At 30.9% G+C, this 20,711-nt stretch carries 18 protein-coding genes; 3 read left to right on the forward strand and 15 right to left on the reverse strand.

Annotated elements, in window-relative coordinates:
* Positions 1 to 320: 320 nt before the first annotated feature.
* Both HJ01_RS15395 and HJ01_RS15400 read left to right on the forward strand, forming a co-directional pair.
* Positions 321 to 2,708, forward strand: a complete 2,388-nt coding sequence (locus tag HJ01_RS15395) for a TonB-dependent receptor (RefSeq protein ID WP_007139410.1) — start codon at positions 321 to 323, stop codon at positions 2,706 to 2,708.
* 10 nt (positions 2,709 to 2,718) lie between these two features.
* Entirely contained in the window at positions 2,719 to 3,792 is a 1,074-nt protein-coding gene (locus HJ01_RS15400; protein WP_007139411.1) for a PepSY-associated TM helix domain-containing protein, read from the forward strand.
* 734 nt (positions 3,793 to 4,526) lie between these two features.
* On the opposite strand, the gene HJ01_RS15405 is transcribed toward HJ01_RS15400, so the two are convergent.
* From HJ01_RS15405 to HJ01_RS15420, 4 genes are all read right to left on the reverse strand, one after another.
* On the reverse strand, positions 4,527 to 5,105 hold the full coding sequence (locus HJ01_RS15405; protein WP_007139412.1) for an NAD(P)H-dependent oxidoreductase: 579 nt from the start codon (positions 5,103 to 5,105) through the stop codon (positions 4,527 to 4,529).
* Entirely contained in the window at positions 5,098 to 6,126 is a 1,029-nt protein-coding gene (locus tag HJ01_RS15410) for a hypothetical protein (RefSeq protein ID WP_007139414.1), read from the reverse strand. The genes HJ01_RS15405 and HJ01_RS15410 overlap by 8 nt, the downstream gene beginning before the upstream one ends.
* A 68-nt stretch (positions 6,127 to 6,194) precedes the next feature.
* Positions 6,195 to 6,761: a Crp/Fnr family transcriptional regulator gene (locus tag HJ01_RS15415; protein WP_007139415.1), complete on the reverse strand. Its 567-nt coding sequence runs from the start codon at positions 6,759 to 6,761 to the stop codon at positions 6,195 to 6,197.
* Positions 6,762 to 7,416: 655 nt separating this feature from the next.
* Complete coding sequence (locus HJ01_RS15420; RefSeq protein ID WP_007139416.1) at positions 7,417 to 7,875, reverse strand: hypothetical protein; 459 nt, start codon at positions 7,873 to 7,875, stop codon at positions 7,417 to 7,419.
* Positions 7,876 to 8,638: 763 nt separating this feature from the next.
* Between HJ01_RS15420 and HJ01_RS15430 the strand changes: the two genes are divergently transcribed.
* On the forward strand, positions 8,639 to 9,031 hold the full coding sequence (locus HJ01_RS15430) for a hypothetical protein (protein WP_007139417.1): 393 nt from the start codon (positions 8,639 to 8,641) through the stop codon (positions 9,029 to 9,031).
* Between the two features lie 483 nt (positions 9,032 to 9,514).
* Here the strand turns inward: HJ01_RS15430 and HJ01_RS15440 are convergent, their stop codons facing one another.
* The 11 genes from HJ01_RS15440 to HJ01_RS15485 all read right to left on the reverse strand — a co-directional run bounded on the left by HJ01_RS15440 (position 9,515) and on the right by HJ01_RS15485 (position 20,546).
* Positions 9,515 to 10,609, reverse strand: coding sequence for a hypothetical protein (locus tag HJ01_RS15440; protein WP_040474049.1), 1,095 nt, complete (start codon positions 10,607 to 10,609; stop codon positions 9,515 to 9,517).
* Between the two features lie 394 nt (positions 10,610 to 11,003).
* Entirely contained in the window at positions 11,004 to 11,699 is a 696-nt protein-coding gene (locus HJ01_RS15445) for a hypothetical protein (protein ID WP_007139420.1), read from the reverse strand.
* Positions 11,700 to 11,941: 242 nt separating this feature from the next.
* Complete coding sequence (locus tag HJ01_RS15450) at positions 11,942 to 12,841, reverse strand: alpha/beta hydrolase family protein (protein WP_007139421.1); 900 nt, start codon at positions 12,839 to 12,841, stop codon at positions 11,942 to 11,944.
* A gap of 210 nt (positions 12,842 to 13,051) precedes the next feature.
* A complete protein-coding gene (locus HJ01_RS15455; RefSeq protein WP_007139422.1) occupies positions 13,052 to 13,894 on the reverse strand; it encodes a hypothetical protein in 843 nt (280 codons plus the stop codon).
* Positions 13,895 to 14,096: 202 nt separating this feature from the next.
* On the reverse strand, positions 14,097 to 14,939 hold the full coding sequence (locus tag HJ01_RS15460; RefSeq protein WP_007139423.1) for a DUF5677 domain-containing protein: 843 nt from the start codon (positions 14,937 to 14,939) through the stop codon (positions 14,097 to 14,099).
* Positions 14,940 to 15,168: 229 nt separating this feature from the next.
* Positions 15,169 to 15,840, reverse strand: a complete 672-nt coding sequence (locus HJ01_RS15465) for an SLATT domain-containing protein (RefSeq protein ID WP_007139424.1) — start codon at positions 15,838 to 15,840, stop codon at positions 15,169 to 15,171.
* Between the two features lie 263 nt (positions 15,841 to 16,103).
* A complete protein-coding gene (locus HJ01_RS15470; protein ID WP_007139425.1) occupies positions 16,104 to 16,949 on the reverse strand; it encodes a hypothetical protein in 846 nt (281 codons plus the stop codon).
* Between the two features lie 327 nt (positions 16,950 to 17,276).
* Positions 17,277 to 17,711 carry a hypothetical protein gene (locus HJ01_RS15475; RefSeq protein ID WP_138984275.1) on the reverse strand — a complete coding sequence of 145 codons (435 nt, stop codon included), beginning with the start codon at positions 17,709 to 17,711 and terminating at the stop codon, positions 17,277 to 17,279.
* Positions 17,712 to 18,161: 450 nt separating this feature from the next.
* Positions 18,162 to 18,299 (reverse strand): hypothetical protein, encoded by a 138-nt coding sequence (locus HJ01_RS17685; RefSeq protein ID WP_007139427.1) that lies wholly within the window; start codon positions 18,297 to 18,299, stop codon positions 18,162 to 18,164.
* On the reverse strand, positions 18,283 to 18,789 hold the full coding sequence (locus HJ01_RS15480; protein ID WP_007139428.1) for a hypothetical protein: 507 nt from the start codon (positions 18,787 to 18,789) through the stop codon (positions 18,283 to 18,285). The genes HJ01_RS17685 and HJ01_RS15480 overlap by 17 nt, the downstream gene beginning before the upstream one ends.
* Positions 18,790 to 18,926: 137 nt before the next feature.
* Positions 18,927 to 20,546 (reverse strand): hypothetical protein, encoded by a 1,620-nt coding sequence (locus HJ01_RS15485; protein ID WP_007139429.1) that lies wholly within the window; start codon positions 20,544 to 20,546, stop codon positions 18,927 to 18,929.
* Between the last annotated feature and the right edge of the window lie 165 nt (positions 20,547 to 20,711).

Below are 20,711 nucleotides of genomic sequence, written 5' to 3' on the forward strand. Positions count from 1 at the left end.
CAGCTAACACTTTTTCTACCTTTTCTGACTGTGATAACGCAACTCCATGATGTCATTAAAGTTTTTCTCACTGATGCCTATATGCACCGCAAAGACAAAAAACTGTCGCCTTACTTTTCCTTGATCTAAATTTTCAGGTAATAGTCCATCATCCAACGCAAATTCTTTATTGTCTATATGAATACGGCTATTCAACAGATCATAAGCTGGACTTAGCCTATAATCATACATTTCTTAAAATAAACTTAATTTTACTTTGCTAACTTTCTTTTTAGTTTTACTTTCGCGCTTTATATTTAATTAATCTAAATAAGAATAAAATGAAAATTATTATTTTAATTGCTGCTGCACTTCTATCAGTTCAGGCATTTTCGCAATCAAATCTAAAGGGTAAAATTACAGATCAAAATAATCAAGCAGTCATCGGGGCGACTGTGCAAATTAAAGAAACAGGAAATAGTACAACTACAGATGTTTCTGGAGATTATTTGTTGTCTAACATAAAAGAGGGAACTTATTCAGCTAGGATTGAAATGCTTGGTTACCAAACTAGAATCAAAAGCTTTACGTTTGATGGTACTAGTTCAGTAGTATACAATGTTACTTTATCAGATGATATAAGCCGCTTAGATGAAGTTGTAATTTCTGCCAGCAGGCACTCTGAATATTTATCAGAAATTCCAGCTTCTGTAACAGTAGTTGGACAAGCTAAATTGCAAGAGTTTGCTAAATCTACTTCAAATATTAGTGAAATACTAGAATTTACAGTGCCAGGTTTAGCGATGTCTTCAGGTACTTTTTCTAACTGGGGACAAACATTACGTGGGCGATCTTTACTAGTTATGGTTGACGGTATTCCGCAATCTTCACCTTTAAGAAACGGACAATTAGGAATAAAATCAATTACTCCTAATGATATTAGTCGCGTGGAGGTTATAAAAGGAGCTACTTCTATTTTTGGTAACGGTGGTAACGGCGGTTTTATTAATTACATTACTAAAAAACCTAATTCTATCAAAAAATTTGAAGGCTCCACCAATGTTTGGGGTACATCTAATGTAGCAGAAACAAAAGACGCATTAGGATTTGGGGGTTACCAATCCTTTAAAGGGAATTTAGATAAATTCAGTTATTATATTAGCGGGAGTTATGAAAAAACGGGCAATAAATATGATGCTAAAGGTATTCCTCTTTTACCAACCTATGGATTTGATAATTCTAAAATATACAGTACTTTAGGAAAGATTGAGTATCAATTAACTGAAAATCAAAAAATATCCCTAGGAGGTAATTTTTATAAATCGGTGCAAAACTCTCCATTTATTCCTGTAGCTGCAAAAGTTGAAGTTTTTAATAAAGAAGGAGATTATTCTATAACAGCTGGATATGGTGAAAAAGGGACTATTGCGGGAGAAAAAGCTAACGGTTCAATCCTTGGAAATGGACAATTGACATATAATTTAAACAATATATTTTCTGAAACTACAGACTTTCAAACTGATTTGTATTACCAAAATACGGAGAACATTTTCTTTTATTCTGATAAGTTTGAAAACGGAGGTCAATCTGTAATAAACGCAGAAAAATATGGGTTAAGACCCAATTTTATCACGAAGTTGTCAGACAACAAGGCGGCAGATATTACACTTACGTATGGTGTAGATTTACTTAGAGATAAAACCAATCAAGGGCTATTAGATGGTAGGTTATGGGTGCCTAATATCGAAATGATTAGCTGGGCGCCTTACGCACAATCTACCCTTAAATTTAATGAAAAATGGGTTGTTAAAACAGGTTTACGTTATGATGATATTAATATGGATATTGTTGATTATAGTACTTTACCGTATTCCGGCAAGAGTGATGGTAACTTTAGCCCGTCTGTAGACGTACAAGGTGGTAAATTAAACTTTAATAATCTCGCCTTTAATTTTGGTGTACGCTATATTGAGCATCAAGAATTTATACCATATATAAGTTACTCACAAGGTTTTTCAATTGCAGATTTAGGTTCTGTATTGCGTTCTGCAACAGCAAGTAATATTAATGATATTCAGTTAGAACCTGCGGTGACTAAAAACTATGAATTTGGTTTTTTATCTAAATTTAATAACCTGAAGTTTGAGGCTGTTGGGTATTACAGCACCTCTAGTTTGGGTACGGGAATTGTTTTTGTTGATGAGTTAAATACATTCCAACCTTCTAAACAACCACAACGTATTTATGGCGGAGAGGTTGCTATAGATTATTTTACGTCAAACGATAAATGGCAATTTGGAACCTCCTATTCGTATGTTGAAGGTACCAAATATAATGTAGGAGACGAAAATAACTTAAGCTATTTGGGAGGTGATGTAATTTCTGCACCAAAATTGACTGTGTATGCAAACTGGAAACCGATACAAAAATTAAGTACTTCTATTAGAGTTACCAATTCGGGAGACAGAGAAAGATTTGATCCTTTTTTAAATGTAAACACTAACAAATATGAATATAGACATACTGAATTTCCAGTAAGTGGTTATACCTTAGTTAATCTTTCTTTGGCTTACCAATTAGAACCTAACTTGTCTGTGTCCTTAGCGGTAAATAACTTGTTAAACGAGTATTATCTTCCTGCAAGATCGCAATGGGCATCCCCATTAAAAACATTTACAGGAGCTGGCGAAGGCGCTAACGCTAAAGTAAGTTTACAATATAATTTTTAATTTCTGTTTGATGGCTTTAGGGAATATAGTGCGTAAAATTCATCTTTGGGTAGGTATTACATGCGGTTTAGTTGCTTCGATTTCTGGCATTTCTGGTGCTATGTACGTATGGCAACCAGAAATCAGCGCGGCACTTAACCCTGAGCTATTAACGATGAAAAACATAGATAGTTTAGAGGATGCCGTTTTTTTAAAAACGGCATCCTCTTTAACAACGACGCACTCGGATAGTATTAGCAAAATGTTTCTACCATATAGAGAGCAGCAAACAATTTCTATTGAATATAAAAACGGGAAAACCAATTATTATAATTCAGAAAATGGGCAGTTTTTAGGAGAGAATTCAGCTTCAATTGTGTTTTTTGAAGATTTGTTAAAATTTCACCGTACTCTTTTAATTCCAAAAATAGGCAAGTATGTGACTGGAACAAGTACCATTATTTTCCTTCTATTGATATTGCTTTCGGGTATTTATATTTGGTACAAAACCTATAATACTACTCTTAAAAACGGGTTTAAAATTAAATGGAAGAGTAAGAAAAAGAAATTTAATTTTGATCTTCACAAAGTATTGGGCGTTAGCTTTTTTATCCCACTTTTGACAATTTCCTTTACAGGTGCCTATTTTACGTATAATTCCTATTATAAAAAGGCGCTATCAGTGCTAGATAGTAAAACAATTCTTAAACAAGAAACACAAAATAAGAATCCCTCATCCTTTGCAGCGGTTTTATTAGATTCCGATAAAAGTTATCACTTGCGTGCCATTTACTATCCTAAAGATGCAAATGACAACTATCGGTTTAGATATATTGAGAGTAGATTTAAAACGCAAGGACTTAGAAAAACCAAAGAACTGGCGGTCAGCACAAACCTAAAAACAGTCTCTTTAACAGATTATAGGAATGATGCTACTAGCAACCGTGTAGCATCACAATTTTACCCTGTACACATTGGTGAAATTGCAGGGATATTTGGTAGGATTCTTGTTTTTATCGCAGGATTTATTCCCATTACATTGTATATCACTGGCTTTAGGATATATCTTTCTAAGAAGCGTAGGACAAGAAAGTTTCCTGCTTAACGGCAATTTAATGTCGCCTATGAAATTCAGAACTAAAAGAGATATATTAAAAATGTGCATGGACCCAAAAAGTTAGGCATTTAAATTAATTAATACTTTCTGAATGAGCTAACTACTGTACAGAGCTCATTCCTTTTATATTAAGTCTGATTCTATATGTTTATAAACAGTTTTGTTAGTGATTAGGTATCGCACTTTTCTTTCCTTCCATCAATACTCTTCTATATCCAAAGTGAAAAGAAGCGGAAGTCATTTATAACTCCAACAATATCAAATTCTATGAATTTCTATTGACTTTAGGATATTAAAAAGGGCTTTCCAGCCCTTTCTTTTTTTACAAAATGTTTTTATATTATTATTCTCAAAAAATATTTTTATAGTACTTCATTGGAGTTTGCAGAATACAATTCAGTAATTGGGATTTATTTCACTTATTTGGTTAAATTTACATTCAGCCTTAATTCGTATTTAATTTCATTATCATCCAAATCTGTAATTTTAATAAAGTTAAGTTTTTCAAAGAGTTTTACTAATTTATCATTTTCCTTAGTCGTTATTGCCCGAATACGTTTTAGTCCAATATTATTTACCCAAATTCCATGGCTAAAAGCATAGCCGAAATCATATAACCTTGTTCACGGAGTTTTTAGACAGTTTTCAGCTTAGCGAAGACAGAAATTAGAAGTACAAATGTTCAGTTTGTTAGTGGTTTTGTGATTTTTGACCTATAATTTTCACTTTTGTCTTCTTCCCAATTCTTCTACTTTGTCTAGCCACTTTTTTCTTGATTCGGTCGTCGAAGTTTTTACAATTCCAAAATACGTCACTTTTACTGGCTTTACTCCACAAAATTCCAAGGTTGATTTTTTAAGTTGATTAACACTTGGACGTCCATACAAAAGCCAATAGTACCAACTTGGTTGGTCAATAGTTGTAATAATATGTGCCGTTTTGCCTTTGAGCAACTTGTCCCACCACACAGAATTTTCCTTGTATTGAAATGCAAAACCAGGTAAAAAAAGTCGGTCAATGAATCCCTTAGTAATTGCAGGAAGTCCACCCCACCAAACTGGATGAACCCAAACTATATGTTCAGCCCATTTAATTTTTCCCCAAGCTTCTGTCAAATCGGGTTCTAGTTCAGTCCTTTGTTGGTAACCAAATTGTAGATTCACATTAAAATGTAGTTCTGAAATAATTATTTCTTGGACCTCTGCTCCAGCTATTTTTGCCCCTTTTTTATAGGCATCCACTATACCAAAACAAAAACTATTTTTGTTTGGATGGCCGTTAATTATTAAAATTTTATTCATAGTATGTTGTCGAGATGGAGCTGTTTGAATTTAATAAACTAATAAAATGCTTAGGCTGGTGTAATTGATGGCTAAAATAAATGTCATTAGGATTAGTATCTTCTAACATTTTTTCTACGTGAAGTACGGTTGAAAATGCTGTCAGTTGCGACTGACCTTTCTCGGATTTCAAAGTAATCTTTTTTTCTAGGAAATTGTATTCTTTGTATAAAACCTCAAAAGCGGTAATATCACCGGAGCCACTACCTCCAAAAATCCATTTCTTTTCTCTAAAACTTAAAATGTTGAAAAAACTAATTTTTTGCATGATTGCCAAAGCCGATGTAATTAGCTTTGAATCGAAAGTTAGTTTAGCATTTACGACTGGTATTTTTTCTATTTTATTAAAAATATACAAATCTGGAATATCGAAATCAAAAATTTTTCTGGTTTGATTATCAAAGTCAAAAACATAATTTTCCCCATTCCTAAAATGTTTTGTTTTAATTGCTAAATTATTTTGGTAAAAAGTAAATGGTGTACTCACATTTTTAGCCATAAAATCGGCTGAACTGCCTCCTGCTTTATCTTTAGTTGAATAATAAACGATGATTTTTATTTTTTCTAATTCGTTTGGCAAAATTCCAGTTGCATATACTAGCAGTGGTGTGATGCCAGCCATCCAGCCTGAACTAAAAACAATTTTACTTTTTATAAGGCTATTTTTAATGGAATAGTGTGCTTCGTGAAGTTCTGAAGAAGGCTTCGTAATATCGATGTAATCAATACCCTTTTTTATACTGTAATTAAGGATATTGTTTTGCGGGTCCTTAGTGCAAGCTACAATCAGATTTATGTGCTGATTTTCTAATATATCAAAAGTTTTCAAATCGTTAACATCTAATTGCAGATGATTTTTAAGGGTATGTTTTTTTCGGGATCCAATGAGGATTTTCAGATCTGGATTTCTGTCAGAAATCATTTTATAAATGGTTTTACCTATCAAGCCCGTGCCACCTACAATTAAAATTGTTTTGCTCATCTACTTTGAATTTAGTTTTAAGATAGGCAAATATAAATGGCAAAAAATAAGCAATACAGGACAAATGTCTAAAACGAAATTTCTTTTCTTATTCGACTTAAATGCCTTTGTGTAATCCCCAAGTAGGAAGCTAAATACTGTAAAGGAATGTGCTGAATATATTCAGGTTGATTTGTAATCAAATCTCTATAACGTTGCAATGCACTATTTTTTTGCAATTGAAATATTCGTTTTTCAAGCTCAATGTATTGTTGTTCAGCAACTATTTTTAGAAATTTTATCCAATTTGCATTTTCTTTTACTAAATCATCAATTGTACTTTTTGGAATTATCAACAATTCAACATCTGTAATTGCTTGAATGTTTTCAACCGTGTTTTGTCCTGTTATAAATGACGAATACGCAGTCATTAAGTTATTTGGAAAAGTAATACAATATGTTATTTCCTCTACTTTATCTGAAATATAAAAAGAACGAAAAATACCACTTAAAACAAAGGCTACTTCTTTGCAAGTTTCGCCTTCTTTAATAAAATAATCTTGCTTATTTAAATATCTATTTGTTGATTTTTGAATAAATAATTCAATCTCATCATCTGTTAAAATGTTATACGATTTTAAATAGTTCTTAATCATAATTTGTCAGCTGTTCTTTTTCGGGATTTATTAATGTCAATGCTTACAGGTCTATGCCGTTATATGTTGTACAAGATTAGTATGTCTAAAGACCTTAAATTTGAGTTGCTTTTTATTCTTTAAAAGGTAAATATAGCTGATATAACTTTCGATTATATCTTTTCTGTAAAAAAGAGTTCGTCTTAAAAGTAATACAAATAACTAAATCAAACAATAAAAATTGATAGTAGAAATACAAAGCCTAGCTGCTTAGCATTTTGGCGTTAGCCTAAACTCTCCCGATATCGGGACTGTGATAGTTAATTTTACAGCTAAGGCAACTTATGTTCTATTGTGATGGAAAACTGAATACAATACATCACTGGAATTTCCCGTTAACAAATGCGCTTTTCAAGTTTAGAAAAAAGTAATACATAAAGACTATCAAATGCCGTTTATAGACGCTTTTATAAAATATATAGATTTGATAACTGGTGTTTTTCAGTTCAGTTACTCAAAAAAAGAAGGTTGCTAGATCAAAAAGTAATATATCTCTAAAAATCTATTAATAAGACTATAACAACAAACAATACAATTCCGTACCATCAGCTAATTTTATTAATTGATTTAGATTGTGGGCATAAGCGAGACGCTTGCGCCAGCAGGGGATTTTCGATCACATAATAGCACTCCAATTGTCAGGATCGTACACGCCCGATTCTTTTTCTGCCTTTATTGTTTGATGGACTAAAATCCATATGTTTTCATTATTATCATCGTTTGTAAGTATACTATTAATTAAGGCTTTCCTAGTGAAAGTTAAAAACTCCTTTACTTTTGTAGTATCACTCAAAACTCTTTGTATTTCAGTAATAAATAGGTTTTCGGCAAGTTTATCATCAAGAATAGAATCTTCAAATTTTTCGATAAAAACGTCGAAGTTGTCATTTATTTCGTAGCTATAATTAGTGTCTGTTTGTATATTTTTTTCTTTAAAAATAGTTTTAAGTTCTCTAAAAATATCTGGTTGATCAAGAACGGGTTGTTTTTCAACCCAATCCCATATGACATCAGGTTCTTCCTCATTTTCTAAAAAGCACAATAGTTGTTCTCTATATTTAGCGATTTTATTCATGATTTTTCTCGTTTAAAACTTTTTTAAAATTTAAATTTAAACATTTATTCTAAATTTAAGCAGGAAGGATTATATAAATGTAATTACTTCTTCTGCATTTCCGTTAAAATGAATGTAAGGATTTATTTGTGCAATATTTTTATTTTGAAATGCTATTTATACTTAGGAATACCAGGTGAAGAAATAGATTTGCCAGTAATGGACTAATTACTCCTCCTTCTAGCGTGCTACGCCTGTAAAACATAACAAAAGACTCGTGTAAAAAGAAGATTATTCTTATTTTCAAGAATGCAACACATAACTGGAATTTCCCGCCTACAAATGCGCTTTAAAAGTTTAGAAGACATAAGCCCTAATTTTCGTCTTCCCCTTTTGGATAGGAACCGCAAAAACAGCGAGTGGTTCCAAAACATTTTTAAAATAAAAAAAATCCATTTGTGGGTAAGGTAAGCTCTGTCTCAAAAATAGAAAAGATGGCCTTATTACTTTTGATTGCCTAACAAAAAGGTCAAAAGAAAACCTAAAAGCTACTAATTCCCCTATAGTAGCGCAAACCAATTAGCAGGTCTTAGTCAATACCAACTAACCGAAAAAATCCTCTCAACATTCATGATTGACTGGCTTTTAAGTTTTTTTTTGCCTAGTTTGATACATCTTTAGCGGTGTACTTAATCAAAAGTTAAGTTTCCTTTAAAAATAATTTTAAGTTTCTTTTTTTCCATATATTTGCCATATATATTTATATATATAAAACTTCAATGTTATGGCTAAATTAACAAAAACTCCTCTTGAAATTCAACCTCAAGAAGATACTATACGAATTAAAGGAGGCGATTTAACTCTGGAAGCTACTGTAGTTAGTGGCAAAGATGGAGATCATTTTATATCTATTATTCCTTCTTTAATGATTAGTGGATATGGTTCTACAGAAGAAGAAGCAATTAATTCTTTAGATGAAAATGTTGAAACTTTTTGTGAAGATTTTATGAAATTGGGAGCAGAACAAAGAAAATTAGAATTAGTTAAACTTGGATTTTCACAAGTTCCTTATCATAGAAAGAATTTTTCTAAATTATTTGTTGACGAAAATGGATTGTTACAAGGATTAGAAAATATTACCATTAGAAAAAATAAGCAATATAAAGTAGCTTGCTAATTTTTATAAATGGGAAATAATAGACCAGTAAAAACGAAAGATTGGGTTTCGTTTCTAAAAGCACACAACTGTAAATATCTTCGAACAAAAGCCTCACACGATCATTATAAATGTCCAAATTGTATTCGGACAATAACTCATCGTGAAAAAGATAAAGATATTCCAGCATTGCATTTAAGAACTAATCTTTTTAGTATGGGATTAACTATCGATTATTTATATAAATGGATAGAGGAAAATTGTTAGACGTTTAAGGGGAATCAATCAAAATAACTGTCCTTTTACATTTTTCTGGAGTACTACCGCTAACGCCAGTATGCCTAATAACCTTCAAACTGCGTTGTTTTTTGTTATTTAGAAAATAAATATACTACATTAAACTATAATTATTTATCTTTTTTAAACTATCACAGGTTCCGTTCAACCGCGGGTTCATTGTTGGCTTTTCAAGCCCAACGAACCCTTAGCTGTTAGCGGTAGTTTTTATTTAAAATTGTCAATTGATTTAATTTCTTTTGGCAATTCGTTTAGTTTCAATTTGGCATTATCAATCAAAAGTTTTTCTTTATTATTAAATTCAAAAGTTTTTGGAACGTCCTTGATAAACTTATCAGGGTTATTCTGAAATTCAACAATTTCTTCAAATGTTGGTTCTCTTTTAAGTATGAATGTCAAAATTTGTTCTGGTGAATATTTTTTTGATTGATTAATAATATTAGTTTCAGACGAAGTATTAAGCAATGTATTTAGTTCACTGTTTACAATCGCAGGAGTTTTATTTACAGGTTTATTTAATTGGGTTAGTTGACGTGCAACAAAGTATTCAGTATTCTCTTCACTTGATTCAGCATAAAATTCGCCACCAATGTTTACTACTGGGGAAGTGATTTTTGCATTGCCATCACTTTTTGAATATTTAGCTGAATGATATTTAATCACGTGCATACCTGTACATATATATACTCCCTTATTTTTATTTACATCAAATAATTGGTTTGCTAAAGTCGCAATTTTTTGCAAGTCAGGTATTTGTATTTTGATTGATGAAGTTCCTTCTATATTAATTGTAAACCTTGAATACTGATTCGATTGTATCGAAGCGGCTAACTTCGCAAATGGTACTCCACCATCACCTTCTAGTTTTGAACCACTTGAAACAAAACTTTTATAAATAACATCCTTATCACGGTTTGTCAATGTTGGGTCTATTTTATAGTCGGATAAAATTATGGCACCTTGTGGTTGTAATAGTCCATCGCTATCAACAACCCAAATTGTACCTAATTGACCAATTAAGTCACTTTTGTATTTAAAAGCATTTAATTCTATTCTCCAACCACCTTCACCGATAATAATATCCTTAGGTAGTTTGTCAGAAGTGATTACTTCATCTACTTTAATGTCTGAAATTCTATTAAGTCGAGCTTTAACAGTTTCTTTTTCTTTTTCTGCTTGAGTAATTTGACTTTTTAAATCGTCAATTTGTTTTCTAAGTTCTTTTTTTGACTGTCCAAAAGCAATACTACTGCTTGATATTGTCAGAACTGTCATTATAATAAATTTTGAAATTGTAGTCATATCATTTGTTTTTAATTGGTTTATTAGTCATCTTTCTAAAATTACCGCTAACTAGTATTTAACATCAACAAGTAACGCTTTTATAAAGTTTTACCACAGCTCATGCTAAATATTCTCATTCGTAAATAAAGTTTTTTTTTTACTACTCTTACAATACCCACTTTTAGTGATATTGTAGAAAGTAAAAGTATTCTGTAAATAATTTTAATTTGTAACAGGCTTTCAAAAAAACGAAACTCATAAAAAAAAACACCTCAGCAGCATCTTTTTCCCCAGTATTTCTTTAGATCAATAAACACGACTATCATAATAGAAAACACAATACCGTATCATTGAAATTATTTTATTAATTGATAGATTGTGGGCACAATCGATACACTTGCTAGGGAAGGCTTCATTTTAAAAAAGGCTTCAAAATGTCCATCACAGAATCCAACAGAGTTACTATAGAATTATTTTCGACTGTGCTATATCGAACTTCTTGTAGGCTACTAACATCAAATGCTACGCAATAATTGGAATTAATTTCAAAATCTTTGGAGTAGTTGAGATTTAAATATCTATATAATGCATCTGCGAAAAGACCAATTTCCTCTATGCTGTAACCTTTTATTTTTGCAATAAACCAAATTGCGCCAATTTTTGAAATATCATTTTCTTTAAAAGTGAATACATATTGAGGTAATACTTGAACAGGAATATCTTTAATTTTGAAAATAGATTTTTCTTTTGGTTTTGAAAGGTACTGTAGATCGAATTGAGGCTTAAACACTTTCAAATCATAATCTTCAACATTGTGTAGGATTTGAATGTTTTGTAAATACATATCCTTTGATGTTTTGGCGGTTGCTTTACCATGCCTTTCAAACAAATCTGCAATTTTATCCTTGATTAATATAGGTTTATTGTTCTTGTAAGCATTACTAATGGCCCATATAGATGTAGACCAATAATCCCCTCCATCAGATGATTCTTCTGTTTTTATTTTTTTTGGTGGTTTAGGTTTTTTAAGATTATTTATAAAAGTCTGTCTAGGACCATCTTTAAGACGTATAAATTCAACAATTTTGCTAATTCCAATTTTCTCCATTACACTATCTATTTGTTAATCAGTGTAAAGCTACATAAATTATAATTATCCAAGTAGTTGCTACCGTGATTTTTCTAAAATTGCCACTAACGTCAATTCGTCTAAAAAACTTAAAACGATCTTTATTTTATTAATTAGGAAGTAAATATACAGAAATTAAACTGCCTCTAGTTTCTGTTCAACGCAGGCTTCATTGTTAGCTTTTCAAGCCAAACGAAGCCTTAGCTGTTTTAGGCAGTGCTTTATTTTGATAATTTAGACTTCTTACTATTAAAAGTTTTCTGTTTTATCCATTGAATTGAAATAGCAACAGTTTCTGTAATATCGCCGGAAGAAGTATTGTGTCCTAATTTAGAAAACAAAGTATATTCGAAAGGTTTACCTTGAGCTTTCAATGTATTTAATTGCTCCATACACAACTTTACTGGAATCTGTATATCTTTCTCACCAAAAAGCCAAAGTCCCGGAATTGAAAGAGTATTCAGAGAATTTTTTGGGTCAGTCGCCACGAATTGATACCTGTCTGGGTCATTTTTAGTATGTTCACGAGCATCTGCTTCTGTATGATTTTCCCAAAAATTATTGTTGCCGTTAGTATAAAACTGAAATCGAAGTTGTTCTAGAGTTGTAATTGTAGGGCAACTAAATAAAACCATAAATTCGATTTGTGGATTTTTGCTTGCAGCAATTGGGATTATCCATCCTGCTTGACTGAAGCCAACTAATCCAATTGGTATTTTTTTATCCTTCAAATAGGTTCGAAATGTATTTACTGCTGCACTTGCATCGTGAGATAATAAATCAAGATTAGTATTGTCAATGTTATTCGTGCCAACAGATGGTCCTACATATACACCGCCTGATTCTCCAACTCCACGTTTATCATATGTCAATACAGCAATACCTTCTTTGGCAAGACGTATTACGAAGTCCATTTCTCTTTTTACAGGATCAGACCCGTGAACAATTACAACTGCTGCAACTGTTTTTTTAGGCGTTAAAATTGAGCCTGCAAGAGTGACGCCCTGACTTTCAAACTTTACATCTTGAGTAACAAAGTCGGCCGATTGACAAAATACAATTTCTGGTAAAATTATAAATAGTAACCAAAGAAATAAGTTAGAAAAAAAGTTTATGTTCATTTTAGTTTAATATAAAAAAATGTGTTAAATTCTTGATTCTGCGGTAGCATTGCCTACAACGTCAGTCTCTTTAAAAACCTCCAAACGACCTTTATTTTAATAATTAGGAAGTAAATATACGGGATTTAAATTGCCTCTAGTTTCCGTTCAACCGTGGCTTCATTGTTGGCTTTTTAAGCCCAACGAACCCTTAGCTGTTGGCGGTAGTACTTACTCATACCAATCGCTTGTGTCAATTAAAAAATCCTCAATTTCAACAGTTGCATCCTCTAAAGTTTTATTTATTTCAACATTTATATTACAATTAAAAGGGAATGAAGTGTGCATTTCGGCTCCAATATCTTTTCTCAAATCACTATTTGAGCCCCATTGAAGTCTAACATACACAACACCATCAGTTTCAATTTTCATTGTTTTACTTTCAATTTTAGATATGTGATATTTTGTTGGTGAAATTTCTTCTAAATTATGATGCGTAGCTAAAATATCAACACTATCAGCTATTTCGTAAAGACTATGTTGTATAAATTCATCTTGAATTTTTTCATATAGTTCGTCGATAATTATATTGTGTGTATTTTCAATGGTTTCTGCAAATTTTTTAAATGCAGATAAAATTTGTTCTGTATATCTGTCAATATTTACTTGAGAAACGTCAAAGGTTTTAGGGTTTATATGAGTATATTTATTCAATATTTCTACACAATCCTTTATTTCTTTTTTCCTTTGTATAATTGTTTCAATTTCAATAATTTCTTCATCTACAAACTTATCAGTCAATCCACCTTGAATAGCATATTTAATCCTTTCGCCTCTTGAAATTTGTCCCGCTATTTCAGTTTCATTTTTATACCAAACACATTTTTGAACTTCCTCATCAGGCGATAGATTATGCAGAAAATGTCTTGATAATTCTCTAATGCTGTAAGCAAAATTATTAAATCTAATTTTATTGTTTTTTTCTTTTAAATTTTCAAGACTTGCATCAAAAAGATCTTTCTCAAATTGACTTTTGAGTAGTGTTTTTATCTGACTTATTTCTGTGCTTTCCATTTAGTTTTTCGTTTTTTTTTTGCGTATTATCGCTAACGTCAGTCGTCCGGATAACTATCGAATTAAAAACCTTCAAAATAACTTTCTTTTGTTAATTAGGAAATAAATATACAGGATTTAAACTACCTCCAGTTCCGTTCAACACTGGTTTCATTGTTCGTATTGCGCACGCAACGAAAACTTAGCTGTTATAGCAGTTGTATTATTCTATTTCAAATCCTTTAAATTGTAAATAGCGTATTTCCTCGAGCCTTTCAGAAAATTCAACGAAACTGTCTGAGAAAAAATCCACAATATCAACAACAGTTGCAGCAAGAAATCTTCTAGCTAATAATATGCATTGGATACAATACTGAATATCCATTTCTGAACCGATACCTCTGCCATTCTCATTATCAATTCGTTCGATCGACATTGGTAACGGATGAACTAAGTTTGAAAGAAGCCTATAAATTTTTATTAAATCATTACAAATAGGTAAACTATTCTCAAAGTCAGATTTGGTTCTATACATTTCAGAAAATTTAAGGGCCTTATTCCGGTTTGATACAGATAGATTATTTAAGTATGGATGATTTTTAATTTGCTTTTTTTGGTTAATAATTCCTTCAAAAAATTCTTTATATTCTTCATCACCTTCTTCAATTTTTCTAATGTTGAACCACTCAATATTTCTATGTAATTGTAAAATGAGAAATCGTAATTCAGCTTCATCATCAGAAATTTTTTCTAAACCAAAATAATGTAAAGCTAAATAACCCTCAACTAGATTTCGTGTAATTGAAGCAATTGATAAAACATCCCATAATTCTGTATCGTAAGAAGTCGTTTTTTGGGGTTTAGGAAAAATACGACTAAGAGAAAAAGCGATTACAGTTTGTCTTGTGAAAATTTTCATTCCACGTACACCGCGCCCATCAGCATCAATTCCTCCTTGACATATAGAAATATCGGCAATAAAGCATAGTACTTTATTATAAAGTTCTAATTCCTCAAGAAAGGAAATTTCAGAATCTGTAAGTTCTCTTGGTAATTGTTCATTCATAGATCAAAGTTGATACAATTGGCTATAACGTCCAGGCTATGGTTAGTACGGGAATTAAAATTACAGAATTTCCGAATTAGCACTTAGTCAAAACTTTTTATTTTATTTTATTTTATCTTTTCATTTTTAAAGCCAAATCAAAAAGATTTGGCGGACTTAGTAAATAAACAATTCACTTTGGATTAAGTACCAAAACCCGTATTAATTATAGCTTTTGTTGTAAAACGTTTTAAGTAAATATTATTAATGCTATAATTATTATTGGAGTGATAATTATCATCGATAAATGCCAAGCATATATATTTAAATTAAGTTTTCTTTCAATTTTTTTGATTTCCTTCTCGGTAAAAACTTCTTCAAAATAATCTAAATTTTTAATTCTGAATGTGTCGTAATCAATATCATCATGATTATCATATTTATTTAGAATGCTTTGATATTTGTTATTAATCTCAAAACAAAAGTCACTTATTTCAGATTCACTTATTTCAGATTCACTTTTTTCACCTTCTAAGGTTTTGAATGTTCTTAATCTATTGTAAATTTCAGCTAATTCAAGTCCACAACTATGGAAATTAAAAGCTCTTAATTTATAGTCTTGATTACTCTCGTGCATACTAACAACAAGTAATAATATAGATAAAGCTGTGACTAGGTAACTGATGATATTATCATCAGAATTTTGATTAATATTATAGACAGAAAATAAACTAGCAATAATTAAATATGCAGATAAAATAGAAACACTAATATTTGATAACTTTGACTTTTTCTTAAATCGACTATCAGCATTAAATCTAGTTCCTTTTGTGCACCATATTTTATGATTTAATTCTTCAAGAAATGTTTTATCTAGGTATTCTTTAGACTTTATTCTTTTGTTTTTATCAGATTGCTCCATATGATTTGCAATATCAGCATTAATTTATTTATGAATAACTCTTGAGTTTACAATTTCTTTCTTTTAATGTTTTACAACGGTCTTGTGTATGGAACGTAGCGTGTAAAAAAACGCTAACTTTTCGGATTAAACACGAGCCCAATTTTTAAATTTTTCTTTTTATCTTAATACTCTCAAAAGCCAAATTTAAAAATTTGGCGGTCTTTGCAAATGAGTACGAATCACTGGATTAAACACTTATTAGCTATGTTTTATACACATTGTTATATCGCGTTTATCTCTTTTAATTCAAATTCTGATTCTTCAGGATTTACTTCTGCGTATCTTAAATTTGTAATTTTAACAGCCCCATTTTTTTTAATGACAGAACATTCAAGAACTTCAATTAATTCCATTTTTTCATCTACTGTTTCAGGCTTTATTGAAACACAAAGACCTTTATAATCAGCTCTGACACTTGGATAAATTACTCCATCACATTGATTAATTACTCTTTCAGTTAATAAAGCACTAATTAGATAATCTCTCTCGCTATTAATTTTCGGTTTAGAGAATTCAGATGATATAAATTCTTGAAATAGAATTGCATTATTCTTTTCATCATTGATGTGTTCTAAGAATTTATGATAGCCCTCGGTCATCTCTTTAAAAAAAGCAATTTTGTTTAATTCGGTTGCAGGGTCAATAATAGATAATAACGATATGGTTTCTTTTACTCTCCATTTACCAAATACTATTGTTTCTTCTCCATCAGGAAAATCTATGTTTCTTAAAAAGTCGCTTATTTCACAGGCTCCAATAATTCTTTCATTTGGCACTTCTATTTCACCTCGTATTTCTGGGATAACCGCCCCATAAAACATAGTTTGTCTTGGTGTACTTGCTCTTTGAAAACTATTATTAAATTGTTCTGGAGTATAAGAAAGTTCGGAATTTAGGTTAACTGTTTGTCCTTTACTAATTCTACGAGCTCTATGGATTATTTTTCCTTCATGATAGTCTGTAATTGGAGCAGGAAGAAATCTAAGTTTATCAAATATATTAAGTACATCCTTTTCAGAAGCTTTTTCTAAATCTAAATTCTTAAATCTTTCAATTATTTCGTTCATATTATTTTAATGCTATATAACGTCACCAGTCTGTGAACAAACCAGCGTTTTACTACTCCAAATATAACAAAATACTTGTATAAAAAGAGGATTATTCTTATTTTTAAGAAGGCAACACATCACAGGAATTCCCCGACATCAAACGCCTTTTTCAAGCTTAGAAGAAGCAGTAACTTCCGATAATCAGGTCCTAAATTTTCGACTCCTTTTAGGGAAGGGGTAAAACGAAAATTTCGCTCACTTTTCACTACCTCCAGTTCCGTTCAACCTGAGTTTCATTGTTCGTGCTACGCACGCAACAAGCCCTAACTGTTATATCCAGGCAATCTATGCTCCAGGATCTGGATGAAAAAGCTTTTTTAAATCGCTCAAATCTCCACGATTAAAATTTTTATATTGCGACCAACAACTACAATTAACTAAACTATTTTTGTGTCTCAGATGTTTCGGTACATCCTCAAATTCATTTTTAGTTAATTCTTCTAAAAGTTTTTCTGTGACTATGTCAGACAGATAAGTTTCATTGCCATTATAATTAACTGAAACATTTGGATTGTCAAGTATGAATTTATTCAGAAATGGACGTAAAGGAAGTTTCCCATTAATGTCTTTTAAAATTAACATTGATCCAACATCCTTTAGTTTATTTCCCCTTTTATATTTGTCTTTGAATTCATCTAAATCAGAATAGTACCAATCTTTTTCCGATTGCGTGGAATTCCAATGTACTGGATTAACTTTTGTAATTCTAACATTATTCACGTGTTCCGATTTAAGTAACTCCACATTGAAAGAAAATACTAGTGGACCGTATTTGTTCCTTCTATTAAATACGGTATGTATATCCATTGCATCTAAAAATATCCCGTCCCAAATATCAAATTTTTTATCTTTCTCATCAGAATATTGACCTGTTTGGAATAAATTATTGTCAACAACATATTTTCGAGATAAAAGCGATTTTTCATTTAAGAAAGAAATTGACGTCGCAATAGTATTTGCATGATATAAGTTTTCAATTCCTTTTTCATAAAAATTTCGAATAATTTATTTTTATCTAAGTCAAATTCTGTAGCCATATTTTCTGTTTGCTTGCATATAACTTCTCGTCTTACTACAGCGTGTTTGGGACTAAATTAAGCCCATTATTCGGATTTGCCAAATCATTCCAAATACAAACTATTTTCAAATTAAGCCAATCCGTCAAAACCCTTAATCTTTTTTAGGCGGTGGCGGTGGGTTTTTCATATGAGGTACTTGTCCTCTTGCTTTTCCATTGTTTCCTCCTGGATTATTTGTTGGGTTTCCGCTTGGCTTTTGTGGCGGTGTTGAATTATTTTGTTTGCTCATAATTATGGTATTGATTTATATATTGGTTAGATTCATTTTCTGATTCATTCATCAAGTAATTAAATTTTTTAATGTCTAATTTACAATCAAGTTCTTCAATTTTTTCCCAATCAGTTTTTCGTAATTCAAAATATTTGTCGATTGCATTTTCTTTCGTTATTCTGTTATAATGAAATTCAGTATAAAGTTGTTCAAGTTTATTGAAGTATTTAGTGTACATCATTCTTAAATTACTAATTTCTTCTATTTCCTTGTCAGACCTAATAATTTGATTTTCTATCAATATAACCAGTTGCATAATTGCAATAAGGACAAAAGCTATCCAAGCATAATCTTCAAAGAATTTCCAACTTAATATTCCACTAACAGAAACTAAAAGCGTCATTATGGTAAAATATTTTTTTAAAGTACGTTGAAGTGAAAGATACTTTGTTAAATATATTTCTCCGTATTTTTTATCAACCATTTCAAACCAAATTTTGTTCGCCATTTCTGTTTTTTTTATATGTTACACAATTCCCACACCTCAAGCGGTTTGCGGACTTTGAAGCAGAGTATTTTCTGCCAAACTAAAATACGATTACAAACGACAATTCCAATTAGTTTGCAAATATCTAGAGACATGTATTAGGCGCTTTTTATTTTTGGTCCATAATCGGCAAAATCATTTGCTCTAAACACTTTTCTAATGTTGGTATGCGCATTTTTGAATTCAATATTATCTAAAATATTAGCAAAAATTGGTAAATCATCTTTTTCAGGCATAAGAGATGTTAGTTTAGCTACCCAATGCTTTTTACAAGAATCCGATACGCTTTCATCTTGGAGTAGTTTAGCCAAAAGCTCAGATATAGATTTTTCTTCCAAGAAAAGTTCCTCAAGATCATTTTCATAATCATCAGTTAATCCATTAAGTCCATTTTTTTTATATACACTTTCAAGTTTATCGATATTGCTAATAAATGTCTCTGTTTCAGAAATAATTTGCTGAATAAAAACTGAGTTTGACTCAATATATTTTTCATTTTCAATAGCCTCAATTCCACCTAAAACGATAGTAATATTTTTCTTCAGCGAACTGTTTCCATATTTATATGCCTTTTTAAGACAAGATTTTAGTTGTCCTAAATCATTTGTCATTCTAATTAAAAACCAATAGGGTGTCGAAGTATTATTTTTTGCCACATTAATTGCTTCTACTATAAATGGCCAAGTTTGATGTGCAGTAAATTCTTTTCCTTTTTCAAGGATTTGCAATTCATCGACACCAAATGCAAATGCATTATAAATTGATGATTTAGGAGGCAAATCAAGCTGTTTACTATTTAATCTTCCGTTTGCCGTAGCTATATCAGCATAGAATTGATCTCGTATTTGAGTAAACTCAGATTTTAAAAATTGAGCAGAGATTGGAATTGCATCCTCAACGTCTCGTCCCACTATTTTAACATTCAGTTGATTGCTTGAATCAGTGACTTTATTCAACGAAACAGGATTTGCTTTTTCCAAAGCATCAATTAAATAAACAATATCAGTTTTCTTTGGAGCTATTTTAAGACTTTCAAATTTCTCTATCCATTCAGGTAATTTTTTAGGTATTTCAGGCAGAATTAAAAATAACGACGAAATTAAGATCTTCTGCTCCTGTGCATTCTTAGAATCTCTCAGTTTATTATAGAGGTCATCAATTAAGATGTCTTTATCTATTTTAATTCCAACTAGTTCAGGTATTTTTGTCAAGTATGGTTTAAGGTTATTGGAATTTGATATTAAATATAGGAATTCGGACACATTCTGAAAAAGTGATGCTACTAGTTCATATTTAAGCCCATATCCATTATGTAAGCCATTAGCTCTACTTGTTATTATTAATTGAAACCTATTGGTCAATTCCAGTATTCGATTTATATGTTCTTCTGATTTGCTAACTCCATTTATCAGGAAAAGTATGTTCGAAGAGGATTGACGTAACAAAGAACGAAAGTCACTTAAAATTTCAGAGGCAGTTTTATACTTTCCACTCTCATAATCTCTAAAGATACTTTTTTTGCCAAGTGCTTGAATTAGAATTGCACTCATAGCTAATTCGATAGAACATCCAATAAGTCCAATTTCTGCAGAATATCTTACTTGTTCTATTTTAAGCTGATCTCTTCTAAATGTACAAATACCGAATTGCGCTAGTCCAAGAGCTTCTATACTTGCTTCAATTAATCTTACTGTATCATTTTTTAAAAGTCTTGGCATTTTCGTATTTTTAAATTGCGCCTAACGTCAGTTTGTCTAATAACCTTTAAACGAATTTTAATTTATTAATTTGAAAGTAAATATATGCGATTTAAACCACAATTATTTTTCTTTTTAAACTACCTCCGCCTCTGTATAACACAGCTTCATTGTTCGTGATGCGAA

The sequence above is a fragment of the Flavobacterium frigoris PS1 genome, assembly GCF_000252125.1.
Taxonomy (GTDB): domain Bacteria; phylum Bacteroidota; class Bacteroidia; order Flavobacteriales; family Flavobacteriaceae; genus Flavobacterium; species Flavobacterium frigoris_A.

What these genes read in the sequence shown, in the direction of transcription:
- HJ01_RS15455 (WP_007139422.1), bottom strand. Translation starts at nt 13,894, where the DNA reads ATGGAAAGCACAGAAATAAGTCAGATAAAAACACTACTCAAAAGTCAA.
- HJ01_RS15485 (WP_007139429.1), bottom strand. Translation starts at nt 20,546, where the DNA reads ATGCCAAGACTTTTAAAAAATGATACAGTAAGATTAATTGAAGCAAGT.
- HJ01_RS15415 (WP_007139415.1), bottom strand. Translation starts at nt 6,761, where the DNA reads ATGATTAAGAACTATTTAAAATCGTATAACATTTTAACAGATGATGAG.
- HJ01_RS15410 (WP_007139414.1), bottom strand. Translation starts at nt 6,126, where the DNA reads ATGAGCAAAACAATTTTAATTGTAGGTGGCACGGGCTTGATAGGTAAA.
- HJ01_RS17685 (WP_007139427.1), bottom strand. Translation starts at nt 18,299, where the DNA reads ATGAGCAAACAAAATAATTCAACACCGCCACAAAAGCCAAGCGGAAAC.
- HJ01_RS15400 (WP_007139411.1), top strand. Translation starts at nt 2,719, where the DNA reads ATGGCTTTAGGGAATATAGTGCGTAAAATTCATCTTTGGGTAGGTATT.
- HJ01_RS15405 (WP_007139412.1), bottom strand. Translation starts at nt 5,105, where the DNA reads ATGAATAAAATTTTAATAATTAACGGCCATCCAAACAAAAATAGTTTT.
- HJ01_RS15445 (WP_007139420.1), bottom strand. Translation starts at nt 11,699, where the DNA reads ATGGAGAAAATTGGAATTAGCAAAATTGTTGAATTTATACGTCTTAAA.
- HJ01_RS15450 (WP_007139421.1), bottom strand. Translation starts at nt 12,841, where the DNA reads ATGAACATAAACTTTTTTTCTAACTTATTTCTTTGGTTACTATTTATA.
- HJ01_RS15470 (WP_007139425.1), bottom strand. Translation starts at nt 16,949, where the DNA reads ATGAACGAAATAATTGAAAGATTTAAGAATTTAGATTTAGAAAAAGCT.
- HJ01_RS15440 (WP_040474049.1), bottom strand. Translation starts at nt 10,609, where the DNA reads ATGACTACAATTTCAAAATTTATTATAATGACAGTTCTGACAATATCA.
- HJ01_RS15395 (WP_007139410.1), top strand. Translation starts at nt 321, where the DNA reads ATGAAAATTATTATTTTAATTGCTGCTGCACTTCTATCAGTTCAGGCA.
- HJ01_RS15465 (WP_007139424.1), bottom strand. Translation starts at nt 15,840, where the DNA reads ATGGAGCAATCTGATAAAAACAAAAGAATAAAGTCTAAAGAATACCTA.
- HJ01_RS15430 (WP_007139417.1), top strand. Translation starts at nt 8,639, where the DNA reads ATGGCTAAATTAACAAAAACTCCTCTTGAAATTCAACCTCAAGAAGAT.
- HJ01_RS15420 (WP_007139416.1), bottom strand. Translation starts at nt 7,875, where the DNA reads ATGAATAAAATCGCTAAATATAGAGAACAACTATTGTGCTTTTTAGAA.
- HJ01_RS15480 (WP_007139428.1), bottom strand. Translation starts at nt 18,789, where the DNA reads ATGGCGAACAAAATTTGGTTTGAAATGGTTGATAAAAAATACGGAGAA.
- HJ01_RS15460 (WP_007139423.1), bottom strand. Translation starts at nt 14,939, where the DNA reads ATGAATGAACAATTACCAAGAGAACTTACAGATTCTGAAATTTCCTTT.